Genomic DNA, 17552 nt, shown 5'->3' on the forward strand with positions numbered 1-17552 from the left:
GATAACGACACCCCGCCCCCACCACCGCCACCGGCTCCCGCGCCGCCGACTCCACCTCCGAAAGCCGACGCCGCGCCACCTGAAGATCGGCCGTGACCCGGCGCAAATACTCGACCAGTTCGTTTTCGCTGGGCATGTCGCTTGCCTTCCGTGGTGTTCGGCCGTGTTGACAGATCGCTCTACTCGGGCGCCGTGAGGCTGCTGTCGATGAAGCGCATGAGCTCCTCGGCTCCCGCCGTACGCAGGTAGTCGGCGTCGGCTTCGGCGGGCTCCGCCGTACGGGCGGGGGCGAGGTCGGACACGATGCGGGACAGCCGCTCCACCACGAGCCCTGAGACGTCGGAGCCTGCGGCGACGGCCGCGAGAGCGGCCTCCAGGCGGTCCAGCTCGGCCAGCACGCGACCATCGTCGGCTTCCGCCTGCGGCCGGTCGGCGGAAAGCAGCGCCAGGAGCCGCGCCGACAGGGCGTCGACCGTGGGGTGGTCGAAGACCAGCGTCGTCGGCAGGCGCAGGTCGGTCGCCCTGGCCAGCCGGTTGCGCAGTTCGACCGCGCTGAGGGATGTGAAGCCCAGCTCGGTGAAGGCGCGGTCGGCGGGGATCTCGTCGGTGTCGGCGTGGCCGAGTACGGCGGCGACCTCCCTGGCGACGAACCCGGCCATGATGTCCGAAGCGCCGTCGCGGTGCTCGGCGGGCAGCGCGGCCAGGCGGTCGCGGAGGGAGACGGCAGTCGTGGCGTGCGTGTCGCGGTCGTGCCCGACGAGGTCGGCCAGGAGCGGCGGCACCGCCGGCAGGCGGCGCACGGTGGGGAGGTCGAGCCGTACGGGGAGGACGGCGGGCAGGTCGGCGGCGAGTGCGGCGTCGAACAGGGCGAGCCCCTCGTCGTCCTCCAGCGGGACGACGCCGCCCGCGGCGAGCCGTCCGATGTCGCTCCCGGTGAGCGCGCCCGTCATGCCGCTCGCCCGCGCCCACAGGCCCCACCCCAGCGCGGTCCCCGGCAGGCCGAGGGCGCGGCGGCGGCGGGCCAGCGCGTCCAGGAAGGCGTTGGCCGCGGCGTAGCCGCCCTGCCCGGCGCTGCCGAACGTCGCTGCGGCGGCCGAGAACAACACCAGCTCGGCCGAGCCGACGAGTTCATGCAGGTGCCACGCGGCCGACACCTTGGGCCGCATCACGGCGGCGAGCCTGTCGTCGGTCAGGGAATGCACCAGCCCGTCGTCGAGGACTCCCGCCGCGTGCACGACCATCGTGACGGGGTGCTCGGACGGCACCGCGTCGAGCAGCCGGGCCAGTTCCTCCCGGTCGGCCACGTCGCAGGCGGCCGTCGTCACCTGCGCGCCGAGGGCCGCGAGTTCGGCTTCGAACTCGGCCGCGCCCTCCGCGGCCGTTCCCCGCCTGCTGACCAGCAGCAGACGCCTAAAGCCGTGCCTGCGCACCAGATGGCGGGCCGTCAACCGCGCCAGCGTCCCGGACCCGCCGGTGACCAGCACCGTGCCCCCGCCGGGCCGCGCCTTGGAGGTGTCGCCGGGCTCCACGGCCACCAGCCTGGGCACCAGCACGGCCCCGCCCCGCACGGCGAGCTGGGGCTCGCCGGTGGCGAGCGCGTCGAGTACGGCACGGCCCGGCGCGCCGTCCTCCAGGTCGAGCAGGACGAACCTCCCGGGGTGCTCGGACTGCGCCACACGCACCAACCCCCACACCGCCGCGGCGGCCGGGTCGGGGGCCCGCTCGTCGGCCGCGCCCGATGTGACGACCACCAGCCGCGAGTCCTGGGAGGTCTCGTCCGCGAGCCATGCGCGGAGCAGCGCGAGGGTCCGCCGCACCGCGCCTTCCACCGCGTCCGGCGTCTCCCCGGTCCCTCTGACGGATGCCAGCACCACTCCCGGCACCGCGCCGCCCAGGCCGTTCAAGCCGTCCACGGCGTGCGCGGCGTCTGCGTTTGTGGTGTCCGCGCTGTCCACGGCGTCCACGGCGTCCAGGGCGTTCAGGGCGTTCAGGGCGTTCACGATGATCGTGGCGCCGGCTTCGCTCAGCGTTTTCGCCAGGGCGACGTCGCCGCGTACGGCGAGAGCCGCCACAGGGGTCGGCGGCGTGGGGATCCCCGGCCGGGTCCACTCGGCGCCGAACAGCGAGTCCTGCGGGATGTGCCCCCAGGGGAGCTGCTCCGGGGTGACGGGCCGCAGGAGCAGCGACTCGGCCGAAAGGAGCGGCGTCCCGCGCTCGTCGGCGACGAGCAGTTCGACGTCGTCGGCCTGCCGTACGGTGACCCGGGCCCGGAGGGCGCCCGAGGCGCCGGCGGGCGCGTCGCCCAGCCGGCGGACACCCGACCATTGGAAGGGCAGCCTGGCGGCTTGCTCGCCCGGCTCCGTCGGCAGCAGGCCGAGCACGTGCAACGCCGCGTCCAGCGCCGCCGGGTGCACCGTGTGGCCGCGCACGGGTTCGCCCTCGCCGGCGTGCGCGTCGTGGGCCACCTCGGCAAACCAGGTGTCGCCGCGCCGCCAGGCGGCGGCGAGCCGCCGGAACGCGGGTCCGTAGCGGTAGCCGAAGGCGTCGAGGCGGGCGTAAAGGCCGTCCACCGGCACGGGCTCGGCCCCGGGCGGAGGCCACACCGCGAGCGTGGCGGCCGAGGCGTCGGCACGGTGCCCGGGAGACGCTCCTGCCTCCGCGACTCCACCGGCCGCCGAGGGCCCCGCGAGCGTAGCGGCCGAGGCGGCGTCGGGCGCGGGCGGGGCGTCCGGGGCCAGGTCGGCGGTCGCGTTGCGGGTCCACGCGGAGGCGCCGGGGCGGCGCGAATGCAGGGTGAGGGTGCGCAGGCCGTGGCCGTCGGGCGGGTCGACGACGACCTGGAGTTCGACCTCGTCTTTGCGCGGTACGGCGAGCGCGGATTCGAGGGTGAGGCGGGCGACGTGCAGGCCGGTGCGGTCGGCGGCGTGGAGGGCGAGGTCGGCGGCAGCCGTACCGGGCAGGAGGAGGTTGCCGAAGACGGCGTGGTCGGCAAGCCACGGGTGGGTGCGCGGCGAGATGCGCCCGGTGAAGGCCAGGCGGCCGTCGGCGAGGTCGACGGCGGCCCCGAGAAGCGGGTGCCGCGCCTCGGACAGGCCCAGCGCGGCGGTGTCGCCGGCGGGGGCGGCGGGGGCCGGGGACGGCCAGAAGCTCTTGTGCTGGAACGGGTAGGTGGGCAGGTCGGCGTGGCCGTCGGGGAACCCGTCGTAGGCCGGACGCCAATCGACCTCGACACCGAAGGTGTGGAGTTGCGCCAGGGAGTCGAGCCAGCGCCGCCAGGAGTCCTCGTCGCGCCGCAGCGAACCGAGGACGAGTGTGCGGGCGCCGCCGGTGGCGGCCTCCACGGTTTCGCCCAGGGCGAGCTGCAGGGACGGGTGCGGGCTCGGCTCGATGAAGACGCGGTGCCCGCTTCTGGCGAGGCCCGCGACGGCGGGTTCCAGCAGCACGGTCTGGCGGAGGTTGCGGTACCAGTAGTCGGCGTCGAGCCCGGAGGTGTCGAAGGCGCCGCCGGTCACGGTCGAGTGGAAGGCCACGTTGGAGGGTCGGGGGCGGATGTCGGCGAGGTCGGCGAGCACACGGTCGCGGAGCCGTTCGACCCACGCGGTGTGCGAGGCGTAGTCGACGGGGATGACCCGGGCCCGGACGCCTTCGGCGCGGCTCAGCGCGACGAGTTCGTCGAGGGCTGCGGGGTCGCCGGCGACGACCGTGGCGCGGGGGCCGTTGACGGCGGCGATGTCGATCCTGCCGTCCCACGCGGCGATCCGGGCCGCCGTCTCGTCGGCCGACAGGGCGAGCGACGCCATGCCGCCACCGCCCGACGCCTCGGCGATGGCCCGGCTGCGCCTGGCGACGATGAGCGCGGCGTCGGCGAGCGACAGTCCGCCCGACACGCACGCGGCGGCGATCTCTCCCTGGGAGTGGCCCACGACGGCGTCGGGCCGTACACCGAACGAACGCCACAGGGCCGCGAGCGACACCATGACGGCGAACAGCATCGGCTGCACGACGTCGACCCGGTCGAGGCCGGGCGCCCCGGGTTCCTGGCGCAGTACGGCGAGCGGCGACCAGTCGACGTGCGGCGCGAGCGCGTCGGCGCACGCGGCCATGTGCTCGGCGAACACGGGGCTGCGGTCCAGGAGCCCGGCGGCCATGCCGGGCCATTGGGAGCCCTGGCCCGGGAAGACGAACACCACCGGGCCGGTCTCACCCGCGGTGCCCCACACCTGGAGTCCCCGCGGGTCGCCCTTGGCCGCGGCGTCGAGCTCGGCGAGCAGCTCGGCCCGGTCGCGGGCGACGAGCACGGCGCGGTGCTCGAACGGCGTGCGCGAAGCGCGCGTACGGCCGACCCGCGCGACGGCGACCCCGCCCGCGGGGTCGCCGTCGGGGTCGCCGGCGGGGTCACGTGCGGGGTGTGCGGACAGGTGGGCGTGCAGGGCGGCGGCGTGGGCCCGCAGGGCCTCGCCGGTGCGGGCCGAGATCGGGACGGGGAGCGGCGGGCCGGCGGCGGGCGCGGCGGCGGACCCGCCGGGCTCGGCCCCCGGCTCATGGCCGCGCTCGGCGGCCCCGGCGGCCCCAGCGGGTTTGACGGGTTTGACGAGCTCGGCTTCCGGCTTGGGGGCCTGCCCGCCGAACTCAGCAAACCCAATGGGCGCGGCCCCCGGCCCGTAGGCGGCATCGGCGGGGTGGCCACCGGGGGTGGCGGGCGGCTGGTGGGGCGCTTCTTCCAGGATGACGTGGGCGTTGGTGCCGCTGATGCCGAAGGAGGAGACCGCCGCGCGGCGGGGCCTGCCCGGTGCCGGCCATGCTCGGCGCTCGGTGAGAAGGGACACCGCGCCCGACGACCAGTCGACCTTCCCCGATGGCTCGTCCACGTGCAGCGTCGCCGGGAGGGAGGCGTGGCGGAGGGCCATGACCATTTTGATGACGCCGGCGACGCCGGCGGCGGCCTGGGTGTGCCCGATGTTCGACTTGAGCGATCCGAGCCAGAGCGGCCGGTCGGGGTCGCGGCCTTGGCCGTACGTCGCGAGCAGTGCCGTGGCCTCGATGGGGTCGCCGAGCGTGGTGCCGGTGCCGTGTGCTTCGACGGCGTCGACGTCGGCGGCCGACAGGCCGGAGTCGGCCAGCACGTGGCGGATCAGGTTCTCCTGCGCTTTGCCGTTCGGGGCGCTGAGGCCGTTGCTCGCGCCGTCGGAGTTCAGTCCGTGGCCGCGCAGTACGGCGAGGACCTGGTGGCCGTTGCGCCGGGCGTCGGACAGGCGTTCCAGCAGGACCACGCCGGCCCCTTCGCCCCACCCGGTGCCGTCGGCGGCGTCGGCGAACGACTTGCAGCGCCCGTCGGAGGCGAGTCCGCGCTGGCGGCTGAACTCGACGAAGAGGCTGGGGCGGGCGAGCACGGTGACGCCTCCGGCGACGGCGAGCGAGCATTCGCCGCCGCGCAGAGCTTGCGCCGCCAAGTGCAGCGCGACCAGCGAAGACGAGCAGGCGGTGTCGACGCTGACCGCGGGTCCGGAGAGGCCGAAGTGGTAGGCGACGCGGCCCGACAGGACGCTGTTGGCGGTGCCGGTCACGAGGAAGCCCTCCGATCCCGCGGCCGATCCCGCGGCGGATCCCGCGGCGGGGTCGGCGAGCAGCGCGGAGTATTCCTGGCCGTTGGTGCCGACGAAGACGCCGGTGTCGTGTCCGCGCAGGCTGTCGGGCCGGATCCCGGCCCGTTCGAACAGCTCCCACGTGACTTCGAGCAGGATCCGGTGCTGCGGGTCCATCGCGAGCGCTTCGCGCGGGGAGATGCCGAAGAACGCCGCGTCGAACTGGTCGGCGTCGTAGAGGAAGCCGCCGGTGCGGACGGTGGATTTGCCGACCGCCTCCGGGTCGGGGTCGTAGAGGGAGGCGTTGTCCCAGCCCCGGTTGTCGGGGAACGGACCGATGGCGTCGACGCCCGCGTCGACCAGACGCCACAGGTCTTCCGGCGAGCGGACCCCGCCGGGGTAGCGGCAGCTCATCGCCACGACCGCGATGGGGTCGCCGTCGGGTACGGCGGTGCGCGGCCCGGCGGGCGAGGGCCGCTCAGGTGGCCGTTCGGAGGGTCGGCGGCCAGGCCCCGCGGCCTCGGCGTGGAGGTGGCGCGCGAGCGCCTCGGGGCTCGGGTGGTCGAACACGACGGTGGTGGGCAGCGGCAGGCCCGTGGCGGCGGCGAGGCCGTCGCGCAGCTCGACCGAGGTCAGGGAGTCGAACCCGAGGTCTTTGAAGGGGCGTGCCATGTCGACGTCGGCAGGGTTCGCGTAGCCGAGTGCCGCGGCGACTTTCAGCCGTACGAGGTCGAGCACGGCCTGGCGCTGTTCGGCGGCGGACCCGCCGGCGAGGGTTGCGGCGAACCCGGTCGCGGCACCGCCGCGGGCGGGTTCGAGTTGTGGTTCCGGCGGCGCGGCGGGGCCGGCCTCGGGGATCGCCGCGAAGAGCCTGGCGGGCCTTTCGAGGGTGAAGGACCGGATGAAGGGCTGCCATGCGATGTCGGCGATCACCGCGGTGGGCGCCTGCCCGGCGAGCGCGTGCCCCAGCGCCTCAAGGGCGGTGTCCGCCGCCAGCCCGTGCAGGCCGCGGCGGCGCAGATAGTCGGCCGCCTCCGCGTCGGCCATGCCGTCGCCCGCCCACCGGCCCCACGCCACCGACAGCGCGGCCCGGCCGCGGGCGCGCCGCCGCTGGGCGACCGCGTCCAGGGCGGCGTTGGCCGCCGCGTAGCCCGCCTGCCTGCCGGCTCCCCACGTGCCCGCGACCGACGAGAACAGGACGAACGCATCCAGCTCGGTTTCGGCGAACAGGTCGTCGAGCGCGACCGCACCCCCGACCTTGGCCGCCGTCACCTCGGCAAGGGCCGCCTCGTCCAAGTCGGCGATGCCGCCGTACTGGAGTGCGCCCGCCGCATGCACGACGGTTCTCACCTGGTCGTACGGCCGCAGCACCGCGGCCAGTCGCGCGGGGTCGGCGACGTCGCAGGCGACGGCGGACAGCCGGGCGCCGCGTTCCGCCAGGTCGGCGGCGAGGGCGTCGATCCCGTCGGCAGCGGGGCCGCTTCTGCTGAGCAGAACGACGTGGTCGGCTCCCCGGTCCGCGAGGAACCGCGCGACGTGGCGGCCGAGCGCTCCGGTGCCGCCCGTGATGACAGCGGTGCCGGAGGTGCGGAACGCGTCGTGGGCGCGGACCGGGGCGGAACGCACCACCCGCCGCGTGTAGGTCGCCGCCGGCCGGATCGCGACCTGGTCCTCCCCGCCGGAGAGGACCGCGCGGAGCCGGCGTGCGTCCTTCGGCCCGAGGTCGGCGGGCAGGTCGACCAGCCCTCCCCAGAGTTTGGGGTATTCCAGCGCGGCCACACGTCCGAACCCCCACAGGGCGGCCTGGTCGGGCGACGGCGGCCCGTCCCCCGGTACGGCTGCGACCGCCCCCTGGGTCAGTACCCAGAGCGGCGCGTCGCTCCCGCTCGCGGCGAGGGCCCGCAGCAGCGCCGTCACACCGTTGAGCGGCAGCAGCGCCAGGACACCCCTGATCGGGCCTTCGGCCGTTCCGGGTAGCTGCGGGGGCGGTTCCCCGGATATCCGGAGCGGGCGTACGGCGAGACCGGCTCCGGCCAGCCATTCCTCGACCGCCCGCGCCCGGTCGTCGCCGTCCTCGGTCGCGAGAAGCCAGGTGCCCGCCAGGGGCGCGGCACCCGGCGCTGTGGCCGGCGCTGTGGCCGGCGCGGTGACCGGCGCGGTGACCGGCGCGGTGGCCGGCGCTGCGACTGCCACGGTGGCCTCGGCCTGCTCCTTGGCCGGTTCCCATTCGACGTGGTAGCGGAGGGCGTCCAGGTCCGGCCGGGGCGGCACCGGCTCGCCGGCGCTCCGCGAGGGCGGCAGCCAGTGGCGTGTGCGCTGGAACGGGTAGGTCGGCAGGTCGACACGCGTGGCCTGCGCCCCGGCGAACACGGCCGCCCAGTCGGGCTCCGCGCCCCTCCCGTAAGCCTCCAGCACCGCCCCGAGCAGAGCCCGCGCGGCCGGACGCCCCCGCCGCGCCACCGGGACGAACCGGATGCCGGGGCGTTCGGGGTCGGCGCACTCCCGGGCGAGCGCGCTGAGCGTGGCGTCGGGCCCGAGCTCGAGCGCGGTGCGCACCCGCAGCTCGGGCAGGTGGGCCACACCGTCGGCGAACCGTACGGCGTGGCGCATGTGCCGCGCCCAGTAGTCCGGCGAGGCGAGGTCCCGCGCGGAGGCGGGCCGGCCGGTGAGGTTGGAGATGACGGGGATCTCGGGCGGCCTGGCCTCCAGCCCCGCGGCGACCTCCGTGAACTCGGCCAGGACGCCGTCCAGGTGGTGGGAGTGGAACGCGTGGCCGACTCGGAGCCTGGTCACCTTGCGCCCTTTCCCGGTCCAGGTCGCGGCGACCTGCTCGACCGCGTCCCGGTCCCCCGACACCACGACGGCCGAGGGGCCGTTGACCGCGGCGATCGACACCGCGCCCCGCAGCGCCGTCAGCGAGTCGAGCGCTTCGCGCACTTCGCTCTCCGTCGCGCGGATCGCCGCCATCGCCCCGTCCGACCGGGCCCGCTGCATGAGCGAGCCGCGCGCCGCGACCAGGGCGCAGGCGTCGCCGAGCGTGAACACCCCTGCCGTGTGGGCCGCCGCGAGTTCGCCGATGGAGTGGCCGAGCAGGGCGTCGGGGCGCAGCCCCCACCCCGACAGCAGCCGGAACAGGGACACTTCCAGCGCGAAGAGGGCGGCCTGGGTGAAGACGGTCTGGTGGAGGCGCTCCGCGCCTTCCTCGCCCTCCTCGGCGAACATGACAGGAAGCAGCGGGGCCGGCAGCAGCGGGTCGAGGTGCGCGGCGAGCTCGTCCAGCGCGGACGCGAACGCGGGAAACGCGGCGTAGAGCTCCTTGCCCATGCCGTGCCGCTGGCTGCCCTGCCCCGCGAACAGGAACGCCAGGCCCCCGTCCACCACCTGCCCGACGACCGGCCCGTCCCTGTGCCCGTCCCCGCGCCCGCCCTGGACCGGAGCGGCTCCGCCGCCGGGATGCCCGCCGAGCTGCCCGTCGGCGAGCTCGCCGAGCCGGGCGAGCAGTTCGTCCCGGCCGGCGGCCGGGAACCCGGCCCGCCGTTCGAACGACGTACGGCCGACGGCCAGCGAATAGGCCACGTCCTCGACCGTGACGTGCGGGTCGGCGCTCACCCGGTCGAGCAGCCGGCGCGCTTGAGCGCGCAGCGCGCCCTCGGTGCGGCCGGACACGACCACCGGCACCGGCGGACGTTCCCCCGCCGCCCGCTCCTCCCGGTCCCGCGAGCCCGCCCGACCTTCCCAGTCCCGCGAGCCCGCCCGCTCCTCCCGATCCCGCGAGCCCGACCAGCCTTCCCCGGCCCGCGAAGCCACGCGGCCCGGAGGGCCGACCAGCGCCTCCCTCTCATCCCCGTCCTGCTCGTCCTCCCCGTCTTCGCGGAGCGGAGCCTGCTCGATGATCACGTGGGCGTTGGTGCCGCTGATCCCGAAGGACGACACCCCGGCCCTGCGGGGACGGCCCGTGTCAGGCCAGGTGAGGGCGTCGTCGACCAGTTCGACCCCGCCGCCCTCCCAGGCGACCTCCGGCGTGGGGCTGCCGGCGTGCAAGGTGGGCGGCAGCGTGCCGGCGCGCAGGGCCATGACCATCTTGATAACACCGGCCACCCCCGCGGCGGCCTGCGTGTGGCCGATGTTCGACTTGATCGACCCGAGCCGCAGCGGCCCGGAGTCGCCGCGTTCACGTCCGTAGACCGCGCGCAGCGCCTCCGCCTCGATCGGGTCGCCGAGCGTGGTGCCGGTGCCGTGGGCCTCCACCGCGTCCACGTCGGACGGCGACAGCCGGGCCGCCGCCAGCGCCGCACGGATGACCTGCTGCTGCGACTGGCCGTTCGGCGCGGTCAGCCCGTTGCTGGCGCCGTCGGAGTTCACCGCGCTGCCCCGGATCACCGCCAGGACGGGATGGCCGGCCGCCCGGGCGTCGGACAGCCGTTCCAGCAGCAGAAGCCCCGCCCCTTCGGAAAGGCCGGTGCCGTTCGCGTCCGCGGAGAACGAGCGGCAGCGCCCATCGGGCGACAGCCCCCGTTGGCGGCTGAACTCGACGAACACCCCCGGGGTCGCGACCACGGTCGCGCCTCCGGCGAAAGCCAGCGAGCATTCACGCGCCCGCAGCGCCCGTACCGCCAGGTGCAGCGCGACCAGCGAAGACGAGCAGGCGGTGTCGATGGTGACCGCGGGGCCGCGCAGCCCGAGCACGTAGGCGACACGCCCCGACGCGACGCTGGTCTGGGTGCCGGTCATGCGGTATCCCTCGACGGAGTCGTCGGCGCTCGCCGCGCCGTACTCCTGGGCGATCACTCCCGCGAAGACGCCTGTGTCGCTGCCGCGCAGCGCCGCCGCGTCGATGCCGGCCCGTTCGACGGCCTCCCACGCGGTCTCCAGCAGGAGACGCTGCTGCGGGTCGGTCGCCAGGGCCTCCCGCGGGCTCATGTCGAAGAAGCCGGCGTCGAACAGGTCGGCGTCGTAGACGAAGCCTCCGGCGGTGACACCGTTGCCGCGCGCGAGCGCGTCGAGGTCCCAGCCCCGGTCGGTGGGGAGGCCGGAGACGGCGTCGGTGCCGGATACGACGAGTTCCCACAGGTCCTCGGGGGTGTGGACGCCGCCGGGGAAGCGGCAGCCCATGCCGATCACGGCGATCGGCTCGTGCTCCCTGTCGTCGGCTTCGCGTAGCCTCCGGCGTGCCACCCGCAGGTCGGCCGTAGCGCGCCGCAGATAGTCCCGAAGCTGGTCCTCAGACATAGTTCCTCACTCCTGCGCCACCCCTGTGGTCGGTCATCAGATCCCGAGTTCGCTGTCGAGTTCGCGGAACAGTTCGGTGTCGGTCGCGTCCGCGAGGTCCTCGTCGACCGGGCGGGTCGACGTCCACGCGGCGAGCAGGGCGCGCAGCCGTACGGTGACCTGCTCGTGGCCGCCCGCCTCGGCGTCGTGGCCGTGTTCCGCGGTCAGCGCCGCCAACGCCGCCAGCGCCGCCTCCAGCCGGTCGATCTCGGCGAGCACGGGGGCGGGTCCCGCGCCGGTCTCGTCGGCGTGTCCGGGGAAGAGCCGTGCTCCGAGTTCGGCGGCCAGGTCGGTGGGTGTGGGGAAGTCGAAGACGACCGTGGCCGACAGGCCGAGGCCGGTGGCCGTACGCAGCCGGTTGCGGAACTCCACCGACGCCAGGGAGTCGAAGCCGAGCGCCTTGAACGGCCGGGTCCGGTCGATCGCGTCGGCGGAGGTGTGGCCGAGCACCGCGGCGGCGTGGCGGCGGACCAGGTCGAGCAGCGCCTGCTCGCGTTCGGGCGGCGACAGCCGCTGGAGTCGCTCGGCGAGGGTCCGCTGCCCGGGGGCCGGCCCGGCGGACGCCGTACGGCGCTCGCGGAGGGAGGCGGGACCGGCGAGGAGGGGGTGGTCGGCGCCGTGGGCGCGGAGGGCGGCGCGGTGGATCGGGGCGGCGACGACGGAAGGCGGCCCGGCCGCGAGGGCCCGGCCGAACAGGGCAAGCCCGTCGGCGTCCGACAGGGGGGCGACGCCGGCGCGGGCGAGGCGGGCCTTGTCCCCGTCGGCGAGGTGGCCGGTCATGGTGCTCGCCCGTTCCCACAGCCCCCAGTCGATCGAGACGGCAGGCAGCCCCGCGGCCTGGCGGGTTTCGGCGAGAGCGTCCAGGAAGACGTTCGCGGCGGCGTAGTTGGCCTGCCCGGCGTTGCCGAGCACCCCGGCGGCGGAGGAGAACAGCACGAAGGCCGACAGTTCGCGGTCCTTGGTGAGTTCGTGCAGGATCCAGGCGGCGTCGGCCTTCGGGCGTAGGACGGCGTCGAGCCGTTCAGGGGTGAGCGTTTCGAGGATGCCGTCGTCGAGGACGCCGGCGGCGTGGACGACCGCGGTCAGCGGGTGCTCGCCGGGGATCGCGTCGAGTACGGCGGCGACCTGGTCGCGGTCGGTGGTGTCGCAGGCGACGGCCGACGCCGACGCGCCGAGCGCCGCGAGTTCGGCGAGGAGGTCGGCGGCCCCTGGGGCGTCGCCGCCGCGGCGGCCGACCAGCAGCAGGTGGCGGACGCCGTGGACGGCCGCGAGGTGCCGGGCGAGCAGGCCGCCGAGGACGCCGGTGCCGCCCGTGATGAGCACGGTGCCCTCCGGGTCGAGGGGAGCCGGGAGGGTGAGCGCCACCTTGCCGACGTGGCGGGCCTGGCTGAGGTGGCGGAACGCGCGCGGTGCGAGGGCGGCCGGCCAGGCGGTCGTCGGCAGGGGTTCGAGGGTGCCGTCGGACCAGAGGGGGAACAGTTCGGCGAGCATCGTCTGGATCAGGTCCGGGCCCGCGTCGCGCAGGTCGAACGCCTGGTAGCGCACTCCCGGGTGGTCGCGCGCGACCACATCGGGGTCTCTGATGTCGGTCTTGCCCATCTCCAGGAACCATCCGCCGGGCGCCGTCAGCCGCAGGGAGGCGTCCACGAACTCCCTGGCCAGCGAGTCGAGCACCACATCGAAGCCGGCGCCGCCGGTCTGCTCGGCGAACTGCGCCTCGAAGTCCAAGGTCCTGGAGTTCGCGATGCGGTCACCGGCCACGCCGAGGGCGCGCAGCACCGGCCATTTGGCGGGGCTGGCCGTCGTATAGACGTCGAGGCCGTATGCGGCGGCCAGCCGCAGGGCCGCCATGCCGACCCCGCCGGACGCCGCGTGCAGCAGCAGCGACTGTCCCGGCCGCACCTGGGCGAGGTGGCGCAGGCCGTAGTGCGCGGTCAGGTAGGCCACGCACACGCCGGCCGCCTCGGTGAAGCTCCACCCCGGCGGCACCGGGGACAGCAGGCGGCGGTCGGTGACGGCGTAGGGGCCGATGCCGCCCCCGTCGAACAGGCCCATGACGCGGTCGCCCACGTCGAGGTCGGTGACGTCGTCGGCCTTGTCGATCACGATCCCGGCCGCTTCGGCGCCGACGGCGGCGGCGCCCGGATACAGGCCGAGGCCGATGATGACGTCTCTGAAGTTGAGGGCGGCGGCGCGGATCCCCACGCGCACCTCGCCGGGCCGCAGAGACCTGTCGGCTTCGGGGGCGGGGAGCAGCGCGAGGTTGTCGAGTGTGCCGAGCTCGGTCAGGCCGAGCCGCCACGGGCCCGCCGTAGGCGTCGCGGCCGTCGCAGGTGTGGCGGCCGTCGTAGGCGTCGCACCTGTCGCAGGTGTGGCGGCCGTCGCAAATGCCGCGCCGGTCGTAGGTGTCGGGCTCGTCGCGAGTGTCGCGGCGTCCGGCCCGTCCGGCGTGTCACCTCGCGTGTCGCGCTCCGTCTCCCGGGGCGGCGACAGCACGTCGGCCGACGCGGGCAGCGGAACGAGTTGCGGGCGCAGCAGCGTCCCCGCGCGGAGCGCTGCCTGGGGTGTGCCCGCGAGCAGGACGGCGGGCAGCACGGAGGCCGTGTCGGCATGGGTGTCCAGGTCGATGAGGGAGAAGCGTCCGGGGTGCTCGGTCTGTGCCGTACGCAGCAGTCCCCACAGCGGCGCGGTGGTGAGGTCGGGGGTGTCGCCGGGAACGGCGGTGACGGAGCCGCGGGTCACGATCGCCAGGCGGGACGAGTCCGGCGGGTCGGCCGCGAGCCACGTCTGGAGGTCGCCGAGCAGGCGGCGGGTCGCCTCACGTGCCGCGCGCGGCACGTCATCGCCGCGAAGGCCCGTGGCGGGAACATCCCCCGCCGGTACGCCGTGACCCAGGAGGCCATGGGCCGACACGCCGTGACCCGGTACACCGTCGCCCGGTACACCGTCACCGTGACCCGGTACACCGTGGCCCAGGATGCCGTGGGCCGAGTGCAGGAAGCCCTGCCCCGGAGAGCCGTCGGCCGGGCCACCCTGCGCCGGGGCCGGCACGCCGTGGGCCTGGGTCGGGGTGGTGGGGGTCGGGGTGGTGGGGGTCGGGGTGGTGGGGGTCGGGGCTGCGGAAGTCGGGGCGGTGGGGATGAGAAGCGCCACGTGGTCGGGCCGCGGTTCCCGGGCCAACAGCGACCCCAGATCCCGAAATATCGTGACGTGTACGCCGGAGGCGGCGAAGGCCGCCGCATAAGGCTCGGCGTCCTCCGCGGAGCCGACCAGCGCCACGGCCGACGTGCCCGGTTCCAGGGGCGCGGGCGGTGCCGTACGCCACTCGACGAGATGCAGATCCCCCGCGTCCGGGACGAAGGCCGCGGCGTCGGCCGGGCGGGTGGCGAGCGACTCGATCGACGCGACGGGCTCGCCGAGCGGGTCGAACAGGCGCACCGCGACCGCGTCGGCCCTGGCCCCCGCGTCGGCCCCGGCCCGGGCGGGCGACACCACCACCCGTACGGCGCCGGCCCCGACCGCGTGCAGCTCGGCCCCGCTCACCGTGAACGGCAGCCGGACCACGCCGTGCCCCGCCGCTTCCCCTGCCGCTTGCCCCACCGCCTCTACCGCCAGCGGGTGCAGCGCGGCGTCCAGCAGCGCCGGGTCCAGGCCGAACCCCGCGCCGGGTTCGGCCTGGAGCTCGGCCTCGGCGTAGAGGCCGTCGCCGTCGCGCCAGGCCCGGCGCAGCCCGCGGAAGGCTGGTCTGTACTCGTAGCCGATGGCCGCGAGATGCTCGTAAGCCCCGTCGAGCTCGATCGGTGTCGCGCCCGGCGGCGGCCAGGCCCCCGCGAGGGCGGAGCCGCGCGCCGCCGACTCGGTCAGCGTTCCGCTCGCGTGGTGGATCCACTCGCCCCACTCGCCGTCCGCCTCCAGAACGCCCGAGTGGATGTCGACCCGCCGTGCGCCCCGCTCGTCGGGCGGGGAGACCGCCACCCGGATCCGGGGCGCCGAGCCGTACAGCACGAGCGGCCGGTGGAACGTGAGCTCGTCGACGCGCTCGCAGCCGACGTGCCGCCCGGCGTGCCAGGCCATCTCGATCAGCGCCGCCCCGGGCAGTACGGCGGAGCCGGCGACACGGTGCTCGGAGAACCGGCCGAGGTCGCCGGCCGACAGCCGCCCGACGAACACGGTGCCGCCGTCGGACACGGTGCCGCCGTCGCCGGGCGTGGCCACCGCGGCGCCGAGCACCGGATGCCCGGCGGAGTCGAGGCCGAGGTCGGCGGGCTCCCCCGCGGTCGCGGGCGCCCGCAGCCAGTAGTCCTCCCGGTGGAACGCGTAGGTGGGCAGGGCGATCCGCCGCCCGCCGACCGTCGCGGCGAGCCCCGTCCAATCCACCGGGGCGCCCTTGGCGAACGCCTCGGCCAACGCGGACAGCATCCGGCTCTGCCCGCCGTCGTCGCGGCGCAGCGACGCGACCACGTCGGCCTGCGCTCCCTCCGCGTCGATCGTGTCGGCGAGCCCGATCGTGAGCACCGGGTGCGGGCTCGACTCGATGAACAGCCGGTGCCCGTCAGCCAGGCTCCGCCGTACGGCGGTGTCGAGCAGCACGGTCTGCCGCAGGTTGCGGTACCAGTAGTCCGCGTCCATGAGCGTCGTGTCGAGGCGCTCGCCGGTGACCGTCGAGTAGACGACCGTGCCGGCCTCGCGCGGTTTCAGGTCGGCCAGGTCGCGGAGGAGGCGGTCGCGGATGCGTTCGACGTACGGCGAGTGCGAGGCGTAGTCCACGGGGATCCGCTTGGCGCGCACCCCCTCCGCCTCCGCTCGCGCCCGCACCTCGTCCAGCGCCGCGTCCGGCCCCGAGATGACGACCGAGGACGGCCCGTTGACCGCCGCCATAGCCAACCCCACGGCCGGCTCGCCCTGCCATGTGGCGATCCGTTCCCGAGCCTGCTCCTCGGTCAGGCCGAGCGACAGCATGCCGCCGCCGCCCTTCAGCTCCCGCAGCGCCCGGCTCCGCAACGCGACGACTTTGGCCGCGTCCTCCAGGGTCAACGCCCCGGCCACGCACGCGGCGGCGATCTCGCCCTGCGAATGGCCGATCACGGCGGCGGGGCGCACGCCGTGAGCCCGCCACACTTCCGCCAGCGACACCATGACGGCGAACAGCGCGGGCTGCACGACATCGACGTCGTCGAGGGTGCGTGCCCCCGGCGCGGACGTCAGCACGTCCCACACCGACCAGCCGGTGTGGGGGCGCAGCGCGGCGTCGCACTCTTCGAGCCGGTCGCGGAACACGGGCGACGACTCCAGCAGTCCGGCCGCCATGTTCTCCCACTGCGAGCCCTGGCCCGGGAAGACGAACACGGCCGCCGGTGAGGAGGCCGGGGCCGCGGGCACCTCGTCGCCGTCGGCGATCCGGGCCAGTTCGCTCAGGTAGTCGCCGGCGGTCGAGCCGGTGACGGCGGCACGGAACCGGTGCGCGGTGCGGGAAACGGCCAGCGAGTAGCCCACGTCCCGCGGGTTTGGCCCGTCGGCGGCGAACCACTCCGCGAGGCGGCGGGCCTGGTCGCGCAGTGCCGTACGGCTGCGCGCCGAGATGACCCACGGCAGGGCCGGATCCGGGGCGGAGGTGCCGTTCGCCGCCGCGTCGCGGAGGCGGGCGGCCCGTGCGGGGCCGCCGTTCGGGGCCGTGCCGTACGGAAGGCTTCCGGCCGCCTCCTGCGGCGCCGACTCCAGCACGATGTGGGCGTTGGTGCCGCTGATCCCGAACGACGACACCCCCGCACGCCGCACCCCGTCCCGCTCCGGCCACTCGCGCTCGGCCGACAGCAGCTCGACCCCGCCGCCCTCCCACTCCACCCGCGACGAGGGCGTCTCCGCGTGCAGCGTCCGCGGCAGCACACCCCGCCGCATCGCCTCCACCAGCTTGATCACACCACCCACACCCGCGGCGGCCTGCGCATGCCCGATGTTCGACTTCAACGACCCCAGCCACAGAGGCCGGTCGCGCCCCTGGCCGTACGCCGCCTGCAGCGCCCCCACCTCGATCGGATCACCCAGCACCGTCCCCGTCCCGTGCCCCTCCACCGCGTCCACATCGCCCGGCGACAGACCCGCGTCCGCGAGCGCCGCCCGGATCACCCGCTGCTGCGCGACACCGTTGGGGGCCGTCAGTTGGCTGGAAGCACCGTCCTGGTTGACGGCGGTGCCGCGGATCACCGCGAGGACGCGGCGGCCGTGCCGCAGCGCGTCTGACAGGCGTTCCAGCACGAGCAGCCCCACGCCTTCCGCCCAGCCGGTGCCGTCGGCGGCGTCGGAATATGCCTTGCAGCGGCCGTCGGGGGCGAGCCCGCCCTGCCTGCTGAACTCGATGAACGTGCCCGGAGTGGCCATGACGGTGGCGCCGCCCGCCAGCGCGAGCGAACACTCGCCCGCACGCAGCGACCGCACCGCCAGATGCAGCGACACCAGCGACGACGAACACGCCGTGTCCACCGTCACCGCGGGCCCCTCGAAACCGAAGGCATAGGCCAGACGGCCCGACGCGATGCTGGCGAGACTTCCGTTTCCGAGATAGCCCTCAAAGCCCTCGGGAATCCTGGCGAAACGCGATCGGTAATCGTTGTACATGAGGCCGATGAACACGCCGACATCGCTCCCCCGCAACGACACCGGATCCACCCCCGCCCGCTCCACCCCCTCCCACGCCACCTCAAGCAG

The 17552-nt window shown here is 75.4% G+C and carries 3 protein-coding genes; all 3 read right to left on the reverse strand.

The annotated features are described in order from the left end of the window. Window positions 1-136 (reverse strand): polyketide synthase docking domain-containing protein (locus tag BLQ73_RS35180; protein WP_143020515.1); only part of this gene is annotated, 136 nt, incomplete at its 3' end. Between the two features lie 43 nt (window positions 137-179). Continuing rightward, complete coding sequence (locus tag BLQ73_RS34360) at window positions 180-10811, reverse strand: type I polyketide synthase (protein ID WP_275936338.1); 10632 nt, start codon at window positions 10809-10811, stop codon at window positions 180-182. Between the two features lie 36 nt (window positions 10812-10847). Then, window positions 10848-17552 (reverse strand): type I polyketide synthase (locus tag BLQ73_RS29645; RefSeq protein WP_143020516.1); only part of this gene is annotated, 6705 nt, incomplete at its 5' end.

The sequence above is a fragment of the Sinosporangium album genome (assembly GCF_900100605.1).
Classification (GTDB): domain Bacteria; phylum Actinomycetota; class Actinomycetes; order Streptosporangiales; family Streptosporangiaceae; genus Sinosporangium; species Sinosporangium album.